This window comes from Actinomadura barringtoniae, from assembly GCF_017573505.1.
GTDB lineage: Bacteria > Actinomycetota > Actinomycetes > Streptosporangiales > Streptosporangiaceae > Spirillospora > Spirillospora barringtoniae.
In genome coordinates this window covers 778,434-790,937 of sequence record NZ_JAGEOJ010000001.1, presented here as the reverse complement: position 1 = coordinate 790,937, position 12,504 = coordinate 778,434, and the positions used below count along the sequence as shown (strand labels likewise).

14 protein-coding genes are annotated in these 12,504 nt (G+C 70.6%); 6 read left to right on the top strand and 8 right to left on the bottom strand.

What is annotated here, in order from left to right; all coding sequences use genetic code 11:
* Positions 1–117: 117 nt before the first annotated feature.
* Positions 118–1,704, bottom strand: coding sequence for a Na+/H+ antiporter (locus J4573_RS03555; RefSeq protein ID WP_208253715.1), 1,587 nt, complete (start codon positions 1,702–1,704; stop codon positions 118–120).
* Between the two features lie 110 nt (positions 1,705–1,814).
* On the opposite strand from J4573_RS03555, the gene J4573_RS03550 reads away from it, so the two are divergent.
* Together J4573_RS03550 and J4573_RS03545 are read left to right on the top strand one after the other, a co-directional pair.
* Entirely contained in the window at positions 1,815–2,858 is a 1,044-nt protein-coding gene (locus J4573_RS03550; RefSeq protein WP_208253714.1) for a cupin domain-containing protein, read from the top strand.
* Positions 2,855–3,562: a class II aldolase/adducin family protein gene (locus tag J4573_RS03545; RefSeq protein WP_243772314.1), complete on the top strand. Its 708-nt coding sequence runs from the start codon at positions 2,855–2,857 to the stop codon at positions 3,560–3,562. The genes J4573_RS03550 and J4573_RS03545 overlap by 4 nt, the downstream gene beginning before the upstream one ends.
* Positions 3,563–3,619: 57 nt before the next feature.
* On the opposite strand, the gene J4573_RS03540 is transcribed toward J4573_RS03545, so the two are convergent.
* Positions 3,620–4,483 (bottom strand): fumarylacetoacetate hydrolase family protein, encoded by an 864-nt coding sequence (locus J4573_RS03540; RefSeq protein WP_208253713.1) that lies wholly within the window; start codon positions 4,481–4,483, stop codon positions 3,620–3,622.
* 129 nt (positions 4,484–4,612) lie between these two features.
* Between J4573_RS03540 and J4573_RS03535 the strand changes: the two genes are divergently transcribed.
* The gene (locus J4573_RS03535) at positions 4,613–5,290 is read left to right on the top strand and encodes a FadR/GntR family transcriptional regulator (protein WP_208253712.1); all 678 of its coding nucleotides are present in this window, start codon (positions 4,613–4,615) and stop codon (positions 5,288–5,290) included.
* A gap of 25 nt (positions 5,291–5,315) precedes the next feature.
* On the opposite strand, the gene J4573_RS03530 is transcribed toward J4573_RS03535, so the two are convergent.
* Positions 5,316–5,699, bottom strand: a complete 384-nt coding sequence (locus J4573_RS03530; protein WP_307796466.1) for an RNA-binding S4 domain-containing protein — start codon at positions 5,697–5,699, stop codon at positions 5,316–5,318.
* A 258-nt stretch (positions 5,700–5,957) separates the two neighbouring features.
* Between J4573_RS03530 and J4573_RS03525 the strand changes: the two genes are divergently transcribed.
* From J4573_RS03525 to J4573_RS03515, 3 genes are all read left to right on the top strand, one after another.
* Complete coding sequence (locus J4573_RS03525; protein WP_208253711.1) at positions 5,958–6,674, top strand: glycoside hydrolase domain-containing protein; 717 nt, start codon at positions 5,958–5,960, stop codon at positions 6,672–6,674.
* Positions 6,675–6,690: 16 nt separating this feature from the next.
* Positions 6,691–7,827, top strand: a complete 1,137-nt coding sequence (locus tag J4573_RS03520) for a WD40/YVTN/BNR-like repeat-containing protein (protein ID WP_208253710.1) — start codon at positions 6,691–6,693, stop codon at positions 7,825–7,827.
* A gap of 131 nt (positions 7,828–7,958) precedes the next feature.
* On the top strand, positions 7,959–8,573 hold the full coding sequence (locus J4573_RS03515; RefSeq protein ID WP_208253709.1) for a TetR/AcrR family transcriptional regulator: 615 nt from the start codon (positions 7,959–7,961) through the stop codon (positions 8,571–8,573).
* Positions 8,574–8,585: 12 nt separating this feature from the next.
* Here the strand turns inward: J4573_RS03515 and J4573_RS03510 are convergent, their stop codons facing one another.
* From J4573_RS03510 to J4573_RS55140, 5 genes are all read right to left on the bottom strand, one after another.
* Positions 8,586–9,059: an SRPBCC family protein gene (locus J4573_RS03510; RefSeq protein WP_208253708.1), complete on the bottom strand. Its 474-nt coding sequence runs from the start codon at positions 9,057–9,059 to the stop codon at positions 8,586–8,588.
* 159 nt (positions 9,060–9,218) lie between these two features.
* Complete coding sequence (locus J4573_RS03505; protein WP_208253707.1) at positions 9,219–10,043, bottom strand: dienelactone hydrolase family protein; 825 nt, start codon at positions 10,041–10,043, stop codon at positions 9,219–9,221.
* Positions 10,044–10,284: 241 nt separating this feature from the next.
* On the bottom strand, positions 10,285–11,235 hold the full coding sequence (locus tag J4573_RS03500) for an acyl-ACP desaturase (protein WP_208253706.1): 951 nt from the start codon (positions 11,233–11,235) through the stop codon (positions 10,285–10,287).
* A 127-nt stretch (positions 11,236–11,362) separates the two neighbouring features.
* Complete coding sequence (locus J4573_RS03495) at positions 11,363–11,941, bottom strand: GNAT family N-acetyltransferase (RefSeq protein ID WP_208253705.1); 579 nt, start codon at positions 11,939–11,941, stop codon at positions 11,363–11,365.
* A gap of 151 nt (positions 11,942–12,092) precedes the next feature.
* On the bottom strand, positions 12,093–12,482 hold the full coding sequence (locus J4573_RS55140) for a response regulator transcription factor (RefSeq protein ID WP_279575326.1): 390 nt from the start codon (positions 12,480–12,482) through the stop codon (positions 12,093–12,095).
* Positions 12,483–12,504: the final 22 nt, after the last annotated feature.

Sequence of the window (12,504 nt, the reverse complement as noted above, 5' to 3'; positions counted from 1 at the left end):
AGATCGTCCTAGGACCGACCGACCCGGGCGTTCCGAGCGGCCGGCTCAAGGGCACCCCGAGCGGCCGACTCAGGACCACCCCGAGTGGCCGGTTCAGGTGCGCCCCGAGCGGCCGGCTCAGCGGATGGGGCCTGCTCGTAGGTCCAGGCGGCGCATGACGCGGTCTACCAGGTCGGGGGGCATGCCGGGCTCGCGGCGGGCGGCCATGGCCTCGTCGCGGCCGGCGGCCAGGACCTCGCTGGAGATGTCCCGCATGCGGCCGACCAGTTGGAGCTCCTTCTGGGCGTTGGCCTTGGCGTCCTCGTCGGCGGCCTCGGGGTCGGCGCGGGCCAGGCGGTGCATGAAGCGGTCGCGCATGCGCTCGTACAGGTCGTCGGGCAGGTCCTGGGTCTCGGCGATCTGCTTCAGGCGGGACAGCTCCGCTTGCAGGACGCGGCCCCAGAGTTGGCGCTCCAGCTTGCGCTCGGCCTCGGTGTCGGCGTGCACGCCCGTCAGCCGTACGACGAGGGGGAGCGTCGGGCCCTGCAGCAGCAGGGTGAAGAGCACGACGGTGAACGCGGTGAAGAGGATCTCGGCGCGGCCGGGGAACGCGGCGTTGCTGTCGGTGGTGAGCGGGACCGCGAGCGCCAGGGCGACGGTGGCCACCCCGCGCATGCCCGCCCACCAGGTCACGATCGTTTCCTTCCAGGTGTACGGCTCGTCGGCGTCCCGGTCGTTCCGCCACGGCCCGAGGAGCGCCCACGTGCCGAGCAGCCAGACGAGGCGGAGCCCGACCACGACGCCGACGACGGCGGCCGCGCCGCCGATCAGCCGCGTCCAGTCGTGGCCGACGACGTCAAGCACCGCGCTGAGCTCCAGCCCGATCAGCCCGAACGCGAAGCCGCTGACCAGCATCTCGGTGATCTCCCAGAACGAGTCGCCGACGATCCGGTAGGCACTGTCGCCGGAGTCGGCGACGGCGTCGGTCAGGTAGAGCGCGCACACCAGGACGGCCAGGACCGCCGAGCCCTCCCAGGCCTCGGCGATCCCGTACGCGGCGAACGGGAGGAGCAGGCTCAGCGCGACCTTCCATGCGGCCTCGTCCAGGCGGTTCATGAGGCGGCTGCCGATCCAGCCGAGCGCGAGGCCGACGATGACCGCGACCACGGCCGACAGCACGAACTCCCCGAGCGCGCCGAGCGTGGAGAACTTGCCGGTGACCACGGCCTTCACGGCCAGGCCGTAAAGGACCACTGCGGTCACGTCGTTGAACAGGCCCTCGCCCTCCAGCACCGACACCAGGCGGCGCGGCAGCCCGAGCTTGGACGCCATCGCGGTCGCGGCGATCGGGTCGGGCGGCGCGACCAGTGCGCCGAGCGCGACGGCGGCGGCGAGCGGCAGCCCCGGGTACCAGGCGTGGAACACCGCCGCGACGGCCGCCGCGGTGAGGATGACCAGCACGACGGCCCGCATCAGGATCGGCGCCCAGTTCTCCGCGAACTGCCGCCACGACGTGCGCCGCGCCGACGCGTACAGCAGCGGCGGCAGAACGAGCGGCAGGATCAGCTCGGGCTCGATGTGGATCTCGGGCACCCGGGGGATCAGCGCGAGCACGATGCCGAACACCGTCATGAGCACCGCCGACGACAGCCCGATGCGACGGCTCAGCGGTTCGGCCATGATCGTGGCGAACAGCACCAGGAACACCAGCACGAGTTGATCCACGATCGACAGTGTTCCGGGTACATCCACTCGGGGCCGGTTCCGGCCGCAGGTCGGCGTGCCCGCCCCGACCCTGGCAAGCTCGGATTTCTCCTGAGAGGAGCACCCCCGCCATGAGCACCGTTCAGGAACGCTTCGAGACCTTCCCTTTTGACGGCGAACCGAGGCTGATCGACCGTCAAGAGGATCTTTTGCTCGCCGATCCCGTCCCGCCGGGTTCGGCGAAACTGTGCCGCGACCATCCGCCGATCGAGGTGGTGCACTGCGACGTCGAGCAGCTGGAACGGCCTCCGCCCAAGCCGATCGAAGACGACGGAGACGACGGAGACGACGGAGACGGCGGAGACGACGAGGGCGAGCATCCGGCGACCGCCATCTACGGGAGCGATCATCTGCGCCTGGAATGGCGGACGATGCACGGGCGCCAGTCGTTCTACCACCGCAACGTCGACGCGGCCGAGATCTCGTTCCAGATCGCCGGGCGGCGGACGCTGATGACCGACCTCGGCACGGTCGAGCTCGGCCCCGGCGACTTCTCCCGCATCCCGGTCGGCGTCGCGCACGACAACTTCGGGCGCGAGGACGTTCACCTGCTGTTCTACGTTCCGGCGCCGGTCGACGAGCTGGTGCCGTCCGCGCGGACGTCGGAGGTGCTGATCCCGCCGTTCGAGGGCTGGGAGCCGGTCATCACGAACGAGCTGATCACCGAGTGCCTCGCCGGGCCGGGCCACGACGTGGTGATGGCGCCGACCGACGAGCTCACCCTGCTGGAGCACGCCAAGGACGAGCCCGAACGGATCCAGGTGCTGCGGCCGGCCGACGTTCCGGGCATGACCTGGCTCTACACCTCCTCGCACGTGCACATCGGGCGCGCGCTGCACGCCTCCGGCGACGGCCGCGTCTACCGGCGGATCCGGAACGCCGACGAGATCCAGTACCAGGTCGCCGGGCACCGCACGCTCGTCACGCAGCGCGGCACGGTGGAGCTCGCGCCGGGCGACTTCGTGCACATCCCGGTCGGCGTCGCGTTCACCAGCATCCACGGCGGGCCGAGCGAGCACATCGCCGTCGTGACCGCGCGCGGCGTGCGCCGGGTCGGCGACGTCGCCCGTACGGGTGAACGGCTGGCCGCCGACGCGATCGAGGCGCTGCGTTGACGGCCGCCGCCGATGCCCGGGACCTGGCGATCCGGGCGAACAACAGCCTGGCCGCGGCCGGGCAGAGCGACATGGTGTGGGGCCACGCGGCCGTACGGGACCCCGACGGGCGCGGCATCTGGATCAAGGCGCCCGGCTGGGGCTTCGAGGAGATCGACGAGGGCCGTACGCAGCTGGTGTCGTTCGACGCAGAGGTGCTGGAGGGCGCGGGCAAGCCCCACAAGGAATGCCACATCCACCTGGAGATCCTGCGCGCCCGGCCCGACTTGAACGCCACGGTCCACACGCACGGCCGTTCGGCGGTCGCGTTCGCGGCGCTCGGCACGCCCCTGCTCCCGATCTCGCACGACGCGACGATCTTCGAGGGCGAGGACGCGCCGCGCTTCACCCTGACCGGCGGGCTGATCACCACGCCCGAGCTCGGGCGGGCGCTCGCCGAGACGCTCGGCGGCGCGCCCGCCGCGCTGATGCCCAAGCACGGGCTGGTGGCGGCCGGGACCAGCGTTCAGGCCGCGGTGATGCACGCCGTGCTGCTGGACCGCGCCTGCCAGACCCAGCTCGCGGCGATGGCGGCCGGGCCGATCCAGGTGTACTCGGGCGCCGACGAGGCCGCCGCCAAGCGCGCGGAGTGCTGGGCGGACAGCCAGATCGACGCCGGCTGGACCTACCTCGACCGCAAGGCCCAGGCCGAGAGGAAGGTCTGACGGGACGGGACGGGACGGGACGAGACGGGACGGGACGGGACGGGCTGAGGCGAAGGGCTAGGCGGTGACGAAGCGCTGGCGCAGCTCGCCGATGCCCTCGACGTAGCTGACCAGCTCGTCACCCTCGGCGAGCCAGCGCTGCGGGTTGCGGCCGAGCCCGACGCCCGCCGGGGTGCCGGTGAAGATCAGGTCGCCGGGCAGCAGCGGGAGCACGGCCGACAGGCGCTCGACCAGCTTGGGCACCGAGAAGATCAGGTCGCGGGTGCGGCCCTTCTGGACCTCCTCGCCGTTGATCGCCGAGCCCAGCTCCAGGTCTCCCGGGTTGGCGAACTCGTCGGGCGTGACCAGCCACGGTCCGGTCGGGGCGAAGCCGGGGAACGACTTGCCGAGGCTGAACTGCGGCGCCGGACCGGCCAGCTGCGAGACTCGCTCGGAGATGTCCTGCCCGACCGTCAGCCCGGCGACGTGGTCCCAGGCGTCGGCCTCGGCGACGTTGCGCGCCTGCTTGCCGATCACCGCGACGAGCTCGACCTCCCAGTCGGTGTGGCCGTCCGGCGGCAGCACGACGTCGGTGACCGGCCCGGTGATCGCGGTGGCGAACTTGGTGAACACCGGCGGCAGGCCGTCGGGCACGTCGAAGCCCGACTCGGCCGCGTGCTCGCGGTAGTTCAGCCCGATCGCGAGTACCTGGCGCGGCGCGGGCGCGGGCGCGCCGAGGTCGGCGGGGGAGAACGCCTCGCCCTCGGGCAGTCCGCCCCCGGCGCCTGCGGCGGCCTCGGCGGCCCACTCGCGGAACGCCTCCCAGTCGGCGTAGACGGCCTGCGGGTCCGCTCCGAACCTGCCGCCGCTGACCCGTTCGACGTCCACGGCCCGGCCCTCGCTCACGAGGACGAGGCGACCGGCGAGGTTGGCGATCCGCATGGCGGGCTCCCTGTCCGTAACAAGCATGGTCCATAAACAAGCATGATGATTAGGTCGATCATGCCGCCTGATGAAGAGGGGAGTCAACCCGCCCACCTGCTAATGTGCATGATGATTTAGGGAGGCCGGGTGGCGACAGGACGAGCGGAGCAGGCCGCGGACCGCATCGCCGGGCTGGCCGGCGCGGCCGAGCCCGGCGCGCATCTGGGCACCAAGAGCGACCTGCGCGCCCTGTGCGGGGTCTCGGTCAGCACGTTCAACGAGGCGCTGCGCCTGCTCCAGGCGCGCGGGCTGGTCGCCGTCCGCCCCGGGCCCGGCGGCGGTCTCTTCGCCGCCGAGCAGTCGCCGATGGCCCGCCTCGGCAACAGCGTGCTCGCGCTGGACGCCGAGGAGACCTCGGTCGCCGAGGCGATCCGCATCCGCGATGCCCTCGACCCGCTGCTCATCGAGGACGCCCTGTGGCACGTGTCCCCGGCGGGCATCGCCGAGATGCGCGAGATCCTCGCCGAGATGGAACGGGCCGTGGACGCGGGCGACGCCACCGCGTTCACCCGCGCGAACTGGCGCCTGCACGCCCGCATCGCCGCCGCCAGCCCGCACGCCCTGCTGCGTTCGCTGTACGCCAGCCTGCTCGACCTGATCGAGGCGCACACGCTGAGCGTTCAGCCCGACGGCGACGAACCGCACCTGCCCTACCTGCGCCACCGCCTGGAGTTGCACGTCGCCCTGGTCGAGGCGGTCGCGCGCCACGATCGCGACGAGGCCATGCGGCTGATCGTCGAGCACAAGACCGCGCCCATCCACTAGGGGGTCGGGGTCTAGTGAACGCTCGTCAGCGTTTGGTGCGGCCGAAGAGGCGCTCGATGGTGCGGCGCTCGCGCTTGGTGGGACGGCCCGCACCGCGGTCGCGGAAGCCGGCGGGGGCGATGGCATCGCGGGGCGGGGGCGGCGGGCTCTTGTCCTCGTAGCACTGGACGGCGACCGGGGCGCCGACGCGCTTCACGATGATCTTGGACACGATGACGATCTGCTCGTAGCCCTCGCGGCGGACGCGGACCTCGTCGCCGATCTTGACGGCCTGGGAGGGCTTGGCGCGGACGCCGTTCACCCGGATGTGACCGCCCTTGCAGGCCTCGGACGCGATCGAGCGCGTCTTGGCCAGCCGGATCGCCCAGATCCAGACGTCCACCCGCGCGCTCGTCAACTCTGCCGCCACCTCGCCCACTCTAGCCGGACGCCGAAGGCACGGGCGATTGGTGCCATAAGCCGTGCGCGAAATCTGGCAGATCACCTTCAGGAAATGCCTTCAGAACGCATTCACAATCAGCCTGTTTCGTCATGCGATTTCCACCTTGGAGGTGACCGCATGCCCCGCTCCCTGAGGGCATGGACGGCCGCGATCGCGGCCGCCCTCACTGGAATGATCTTTGTTTCTCCACCACCCGCCCGGGCCTCATATGGAAACAGTATTCATATGGGCTGGGACGCGTGCGCCGCGTCCATCGCGAAGGCACAGGCGTTCTGGAGCAACACCCCGTACTGGAACATGGGCCTGTATCTCGGCGGCTCGTCCTATGGCAGCGGATGCAAGCGCTGGTCCAGCGCCGAAGTCGGCCAGCTGCGGACGATGGGCTACAAGTTCCTGCCGCTGTGGGTCGGCCCGCAGGCGCCGTGCACCGGCTTCCCGAGCAGGTTCAGCACCAGCACCGCGACCGCCTACGACCAGGGCCGCGCCGAGGCCAAGGCCGTCTACAACGTCGCGGCCGGGCTCGGCTGGGACACCACCGACGCGCCGATGATCTACGACCTGGAAGGGTTCGACACCACGAATGGCGGGTGCCTGAACGCGACGAAATCATTCATCGACGGCTGGGTGTACCAATTGCACGTGGCGCCCGCCCAACGTGCCGGAGTCTACGGTTCCAGCTGCGCTTCGGGACTGAACTCCTATTCCACCATCGCCAACGTTCCCGACTTCATCCACGGGGCGAGCTGGAACGGCGTGAAGAGCACCTCGGACCTGTCGTGCATCCCGGCCGGTAACTGGACGCAACGGCAGCGTCACAAGCAATACCAGGGCGGCCACAACGAAACCTGGAACGGCGTGACGATGAACGTCGACAGTGACTGCTCCAACGGTCCCGTCTATCCCGGTCCCGACAACCTGACCAGCCCGCAGGGCTGCGAGTGAGAGGGAGGTGACGACGATGCGCAAGCTCATTCCCCTCTCGCTCGCCGTTCTCGCCCTCGCCGGATGCGGCACAGGGCAGGGCATGTGGGCGGGAGCCCCGGCATCGGAGACCGGAGGCACACCGCCGGTCGACGCGGCACTGGTCACCCCCTCGTTCGGCTGGGTGCTGACCGCCGACCGGCTACTGGTCACGAGCGACGGTGGCAGGACGTTCACCGACACCAGGGCGCCGCTGCCCACCAGCACGGTGCGCGCCGCGCACTTCACCGACGCGCTGCACGGCTTCGCGACCGCGTCCTCCGGCTCCACGCTGACGACCGCGCGTACCAGTGACGGCGGCCGCACCTGGACCCGCGGCACCATGAACGGTCCGGAGTACGCGAGCCTCAGCGCCGCCGCCGGTGACGCCCGGCACGGTGCGGTGCTCGCACAGACCTCACGGATTCTTCCTTCCGCCACCCTCCTCGCCACGAGCGACGGCGGCGCGTCCTGGTCAGCGAGCGCGGCACCCGCCGGTGAGCTCAGCATGGAATCCAACGGCCGCATCTGGGTCGCGGGCGACGGCGGGTCCGGCGGGTCCGGCGGAGACGGCAAGGACGGCGGGTCCGGCGGGTCCGGCCTTAGTTCGTCCACCGACCAGGGCCGTCACTGGACCACGACCACGGTGAAGGTCGACGGCTCGTTCGACAGCAAGGCCGTCGCGCCGCCGACCGGCGGCGTCCTGCCGGTCACGCTGGTGACCAAGTCCGACCAGACCCAGGTCGCGCTGTTGACGTCCACCGACAAGGGGCGCAGCTGGACCGAGACCAACCGCGTCAGCGTGCACGGCAGGACCGGACCCGGCGTGCGCGTCCCGGTGGCCGCGGCGGGCGGCGGCCCGCTGGTGGTCGACACCGCAGGAGGCCACGCCTACCGCGTCCCCGCTCACCGCGCGGCCGCGATGGCCACGCCCGACCTGCGTCCCTCCGGACTGCCCGAGGGCGCCGGCAGCGTCACGTTCGCGCCCGACGGCCGTACGGGCTGGGCCCTGGCGGCCTACGGACGGTGCGCCAAGGGCAAGACCGGCTGCTCGCTCTACCACCCGCTGTCGATGACCACCGACGGTGGCGTCACCTGGCGGCAGGTCCGGCTCTGGCAGGAACGCCTGAACTGACCGGAAAGCTGACCGGAAAGCCGAACCGACGGGAACGGCTGACCCGCCGCACACACCCGGACTCAGTGCCATGCAGATCGTTGGATATCTGTTGAAAGGCCGCTGACCAGGGCGTTCATTACAATGTTCAGATGACGGTGACCGAAGTGGACGACGAGAGGATCATCGGCGCGGCGACGCAGATGTTCGCGGAACTCGGGTTCGACGGCTCCTCGCTGGGGCTGATCGCCGATGCCGCGGGGACGGACGCCGCCACGCTGCGTGACAAGGTCGGTAGCAAGTCCGAGCTCTACAAGGCCGTCATGCGGCGCATGCACAGCGAGGAGCAGGCGGCGGTCGCCGACGCGGTCGCCGCCTTCGCCCCGACCAAGCCCGCCATGACCCGGCTGCTGGACGCCTACCTGGACTTCTACGCCGACAACCCGCAACTGGTGTCGCTCTGGCTGCACCGCCGGATGGGCGACGCGATCGACATCACCGAGGTGGAGGAGAAGTACGCCCGGCCCTCGTTCACCTTCATGGCCGACCTGCTGCGCCACGCGGTGCCCGAGGACCTGGACGTCGACTACGTGCTGTGGACGATCCCGTGGCTGGTGTCGGGGTTCCTCAGCAACGGCGTCATGCACAGCGGCCCGCACGGCGAGGCGCACGGTGAGGGCATGCACCTCACCGCCGCCGATGTGCAGGACTTCCGCCGCTACCTGCACGGCCTGATGGACCGGATCCTCCCGCTCCCGCCCGCCTAGCCGCCGCGCCGGTCACTTGGGCTCGTTCTCCACGACCTTGACGTAGTTCTCCAGAACGCTCGTCCAGCCGCCCGCGCCGCCGATCGTCTCGCGGATCGACTCGCCACCGACGAGCCGGTCGAGCGCGCTGTGCTCCATCTCGACCGTGGTCCGGCCGGGGCCGTCCGCGGTGAAGCGGATCTCGATCTCGCTGGCGTGCTCGGGGTCGGGGTCGAACTGCCACATGCCGTTGATCTGCCAGGTGATGACCAGCCGGCCGGACGGTTCCCAGGCCAGGACCCTGCCCCAGTCGCACTCGCTGCCGTCGACGCCGCGCTCGTACCAGCGCCCGCCGGCCTTCGGCTCCAGAACGGCGGTCGCCATCTCGGCCTCGCCGATGTGGTACTGCGCCGGCCACCAGTCGCCCAGCTTCGCGGTGAACACCCCGAACGCCCGCTCGACCGGCGCGTTCACGGTGACCTTGTCCTGGATCGGCTCGATGCTCATGTCGTCTCCTCGTTGTGGACGTGTCCGTAAGTCTCGACGAACGGTTAGGCTAGACTTACGGAAGCATCCACGACAAGGCGTGAGCGGGGCGCGAAAGGGGCACGACGAAAGCGGCCCGGCAGATGCCGGGCCGCGGGGCGGGCGTGCTGAAAAGCCAGGTCAGACCCGGTTGAGGAGCCTTCGGCGGAAGTGAGCGAGGACCTGGTCGACGGCGTCGCGGGTGGGCTGGCCGGGCTCGTCGATGAGGTGCTCGGTGAGGACCGAATGGGGCTTCAGAGCGGCGTCCGGGTTGGCGTCGGCGTCGTCCAGCTCGATCGCGATGAACGCGTCGCCGAGCTCGCGGCGCAGGGTGGCGAAGCGTTCCTTGGGCACGAGGCGGTCGCCGGTGAAGCGCAGCCCCAGGACCTCCAGGCCCTCGGCGCAGCGCTTCTTGACGGTGGCCAGTTCGTCGGGGGAGATGTCGATCGCGGCGCGCTGCTTGCGGGTGAGGCCGAGCGGCAGGGACGGCTGCGACAGAACGGGGGCGAGCAGCCGGTCGTCGGCGGCCATGGCGAGCGCGAAGCCGCCGGTGAAGCACATGCCGACCGCGCCGACGCCCGGTCCGCCGCAGCGTTCGTGCTCGGTGGCGGCCAGGGCGCGCAGCCAGTCGATGACCGGCGAGGACTTGCCGGTCGCCATCACCGTGAACTCCCTGCTGACGCACAGCGGGATCATGGTCTGTGCCGCGTAGGCGCCGGCGGCGGCCATGCCGTGCGCGGACGGGTTCGGGTCGCGGCCGGGCTGGGCGCCGAACAGGTGCGGCATCACGGCCGTACAGCCGATCCCGGCGACCATCCGGGCGAAGTCGGCGACCTTGGGGCTGATGCCGGGGATCTCCGCCATCACGATCACGGCGGGCCCGACGCCCTGGCGGTAGATGGTGCGGGTCTTGCCGTCGTGGGTGAACGTGGCGCGCTCGAAGTCGCGCAGCTCGTCGTCGATCATGGCATCAACCTCGTGACGGAGCCGACTCCAACCGGACACGGACATCAGCACGCCGCAGGCGAGTCAGCATTCACCTGCGGCGTGACGACGGCGCGCGGCGCCGCGACGGCAAGACACACTGCGGCCACATGCCTGAGTCCCACCGTCGAGTTATATTGGACATTTAGTCGAACAGCAATGTCTGTTAGGTCACTCGGGGCTTTCCGGTCCCGTCCGCCGAACGGCCACGCCTACTGAGCGGTCACGACTGTCGTGCGGCCTTGCGGGCGGCGCGCTCGGCCCGGCGCTCCTCGAACTTGGTCGCGGCCGCGTCGAGCCCGGCCATGTAGGTGGCGAGCGTCTCGCGGGCCTGCTCGGCCTCGTCGTCCAGCCCGGTCAGCTCGAACACGCCCCACTTGCGCAGGATCGGCGCCACGACCTCGTCGTGGTGCAGGCGCAGGTCGTAGATCCCGGCATTGGCGATCTGGACGGACTTGCGCAGGAAGCCGTCGATGGTGTTGCCCGGCATCTCGAACGTGGTGACCACGTCCGCGACGGCCTTCACCGCCTGGCTCGGCGAGGCCTCGAACGCGGCGCCGATGAAGTTCCGGTAGAAGATCATGTGCAGGTTCTCGTCCTTGGCCACCCGCGCCATCATCTGCTCGCACAGCGGGTCGCCGGACGCCCGGCCGGTGTTGCGGTGCGAGATGCGCGTCGCCAGTTCCTGGAACGCCACGTACGTCGCGCCGCGCAGCATGTCCGCGCCGTGCGGCATCGCGTAGCCGACCTGCAGGTGCGCCATCCTGGCGCGCTCCAGCACGACGGGGTCGATCGCCCGGGTCACCGTCAGGTAGTCGCGGATGACGATGCCGTGCCGGTTCTCCTCGGCGGTCCACCGGTTGGTCCAGTAGCCGTACGCGCCGTCCTGCCCGAAGACGCTGCGCAGCGCGAAGTGGTAGCCGGGCAGGTTGTCCTCGGTCAGCAGGTTGACCAGCAGTGCCTCGCGGGACTCCGGCGACACCTTGGAGTCGCCCGGCTCCCAGCCCTCGCCGTCCAGGACGCCGCTGTAGGTGCGCCCGTCGCTGTAGGGGACGTATTCGTGCGGGAACCATTCCTCCGCCATCGAGACATGCCGGTTCACCTCCTTCTCCACGGTCGGCTCGAGCTCCATGAACAGCTCGAGGTCCGTCTTGGACACAGGCGCGATCGACATGCCCGACCCACTTTCCGGAGGCTGGCGTATCTCTGGGGCCGCTCATGCTAGTGACGCCGCAGGCCTCACTCTTGTCGCGCGAATGCGTCCGGTTCTCCCTGGTTTGTCATCTGAGTGACAAGGGGGATCAGTCCCGTTCGTCGAGGCGCGCGTGGATGTGCATGTCGTGCCAGCCGTCCTCGTGGCGCAGCGCCTCGCGCAGGGTGCCCTCCAGCGCGTAGCCGGTCTTCTCGGCCACCTGGCAGGACGCCGCGTTCCGCGTGGAGTGGTAGAGCTCGATGCGGTGCAGGCCGACCGTCTCGAAGCACCAGTTCGACAGCGCCAGCAGGCTCTGCGGCGCGATCCCCCGACCGCGTGCCGCCGGCAGCACCCAGTAGGCGCACTCGGCGACGCCGTCATCGAGGCTGATCGTGCGGAGCCCGACGTGGCCGAGCACCTCGCCGTCCCGCGTGACCGCCCAGGCGGCCGACTTCTCGGCCTTCCACCCGCTGCCGAACGAGGCGATCAGCTCTTCCGCCTCCGACACCGAGTCGATGGCGCGCATGCTCCAGCGCCGCACGCCTTCGTCCTGGCGCGCGGCGTAGAGGAGAGGGGCGTCCCGTGCCGTCCAGGGGCGCAGCTCCAGCCCGGTGCCGGTCTTGATCGTGGGCTGGTCGGCGGCGCTGAGCCGCCCGGACGGAACAACGGGGGGAACGATGCTCGGCATCCGGCCATTCAACCTCACAAGGCCGTACCGGGCGCGGGGGCAGGGCGCGCGGGTGGCCAGGGCGAACGGCGCGGGAACCAGCGAGATCAGCGAGATCAGCGAGATAGTGAGATCGCGGTGATCAGGAGCGCCGAGCGCAGGGGATGGGGGATTACGTGGGGCGACTGTAGTTGGGGGCGATCGGCCGCAGCGGAACCGGTGCCGGGCGAGGGGCGCCCAGCACTTTCGCGATGGCCTGGGTGCGGTCGGCGACGTCGAGCTTCTGGAACACCGAGTGCAGATGGTTCTTGACGGTGGGCTCGGAGATGTTGAGGGCTCGGGCGATGCGCCGGTTGGACGATCCGCGGACGAGGAGCTCCAGGACCTGGCGTTCGCGGTTGGTGAGCTTGGATCGGCAGTCGGGGGCGAGGTCGGTGGCGACGGGGGACGGGGGTGCGCCGGGGACGTCCTCCGAGAGGCTCTCCAGGTGCTGGAGGATCTGGTGCAGCCGGGTCAGGTGATGATCGGCCTCCCTGGCCAGGACATGGACGGTGGCCGCCATGGCCCGGCTCCTCTCTGCGACG

Coding starts and splice junctions, on each gene's coding strand:
- J4573_RS03525 (WP_208253711.1), top strand. CDS start 5,958: ATGGGCTGGGACGCGTGCGCCGCGTCCATCGCGAAGGCACAGGCGTTC.
- J4573_RS03540 (WP_208253713.1), bottom strand. CDS start 4,483: ATGCGGATCGCCAACCTCGCCGGTCGCCTCGTCCTCGTGAGCGAGGGC.
- J4573_RS55140 (WP_279575326.1), bottom strand. CDS start 12,482: ATGGCGGCCACCGTCCATGTCCTGGCCAGGGAGGCCGATCATCACCTG.
- J4573_RS03505 (WP_208253707.1), bottom strand. CDS start 10,043: ATGATCGACGACGAGCTGCGCGACTTCGAGCGCGCCACGTTCACCCAC.
- J4573_RS03550 (WP_208253714.1), top strand. CDS start 1,815: ATGAGCACCGTTCAGGAACGCTTCGAGACCTTCCCTTTTGACGGCGAA.
- J4573_RS03520 (WP_208253710.1), top strand. CDS start 6,691: ATGCGCAAGCTCATTCCCCTCTCGCTCGCCGTTCTCGCCCTCGCCGGA.
- J4573_RS03515 (WP_208253709.1), top strand. CDS start 7,959: ATGACGGTGACCGAAGTGGACGACGAGAGGATCATCGGCGCGGCGACG.
- J4573_RS03500 (WP_208253706.1), bottom strand. CDS start 11,235: ATGTCGATCGCGCCTGTGTCCAAGACGGACCTCGAGCTGTTCATGGAG.
- J4573_RS03495 (WP_208253705.1), bottom strand. CDS start 11,941: ATGCCGAGCATCGTTCCCCCCGTTGTTCCGTCCGGGCGGCTCAGCGCC.
- J4573_RS03510 (WP_208253708.1), bottom strand. CDS start 9,059: ATGAGCATCGAGCCGATCCAGGACAAGGTCACCGTGAACGCGCCGGTC.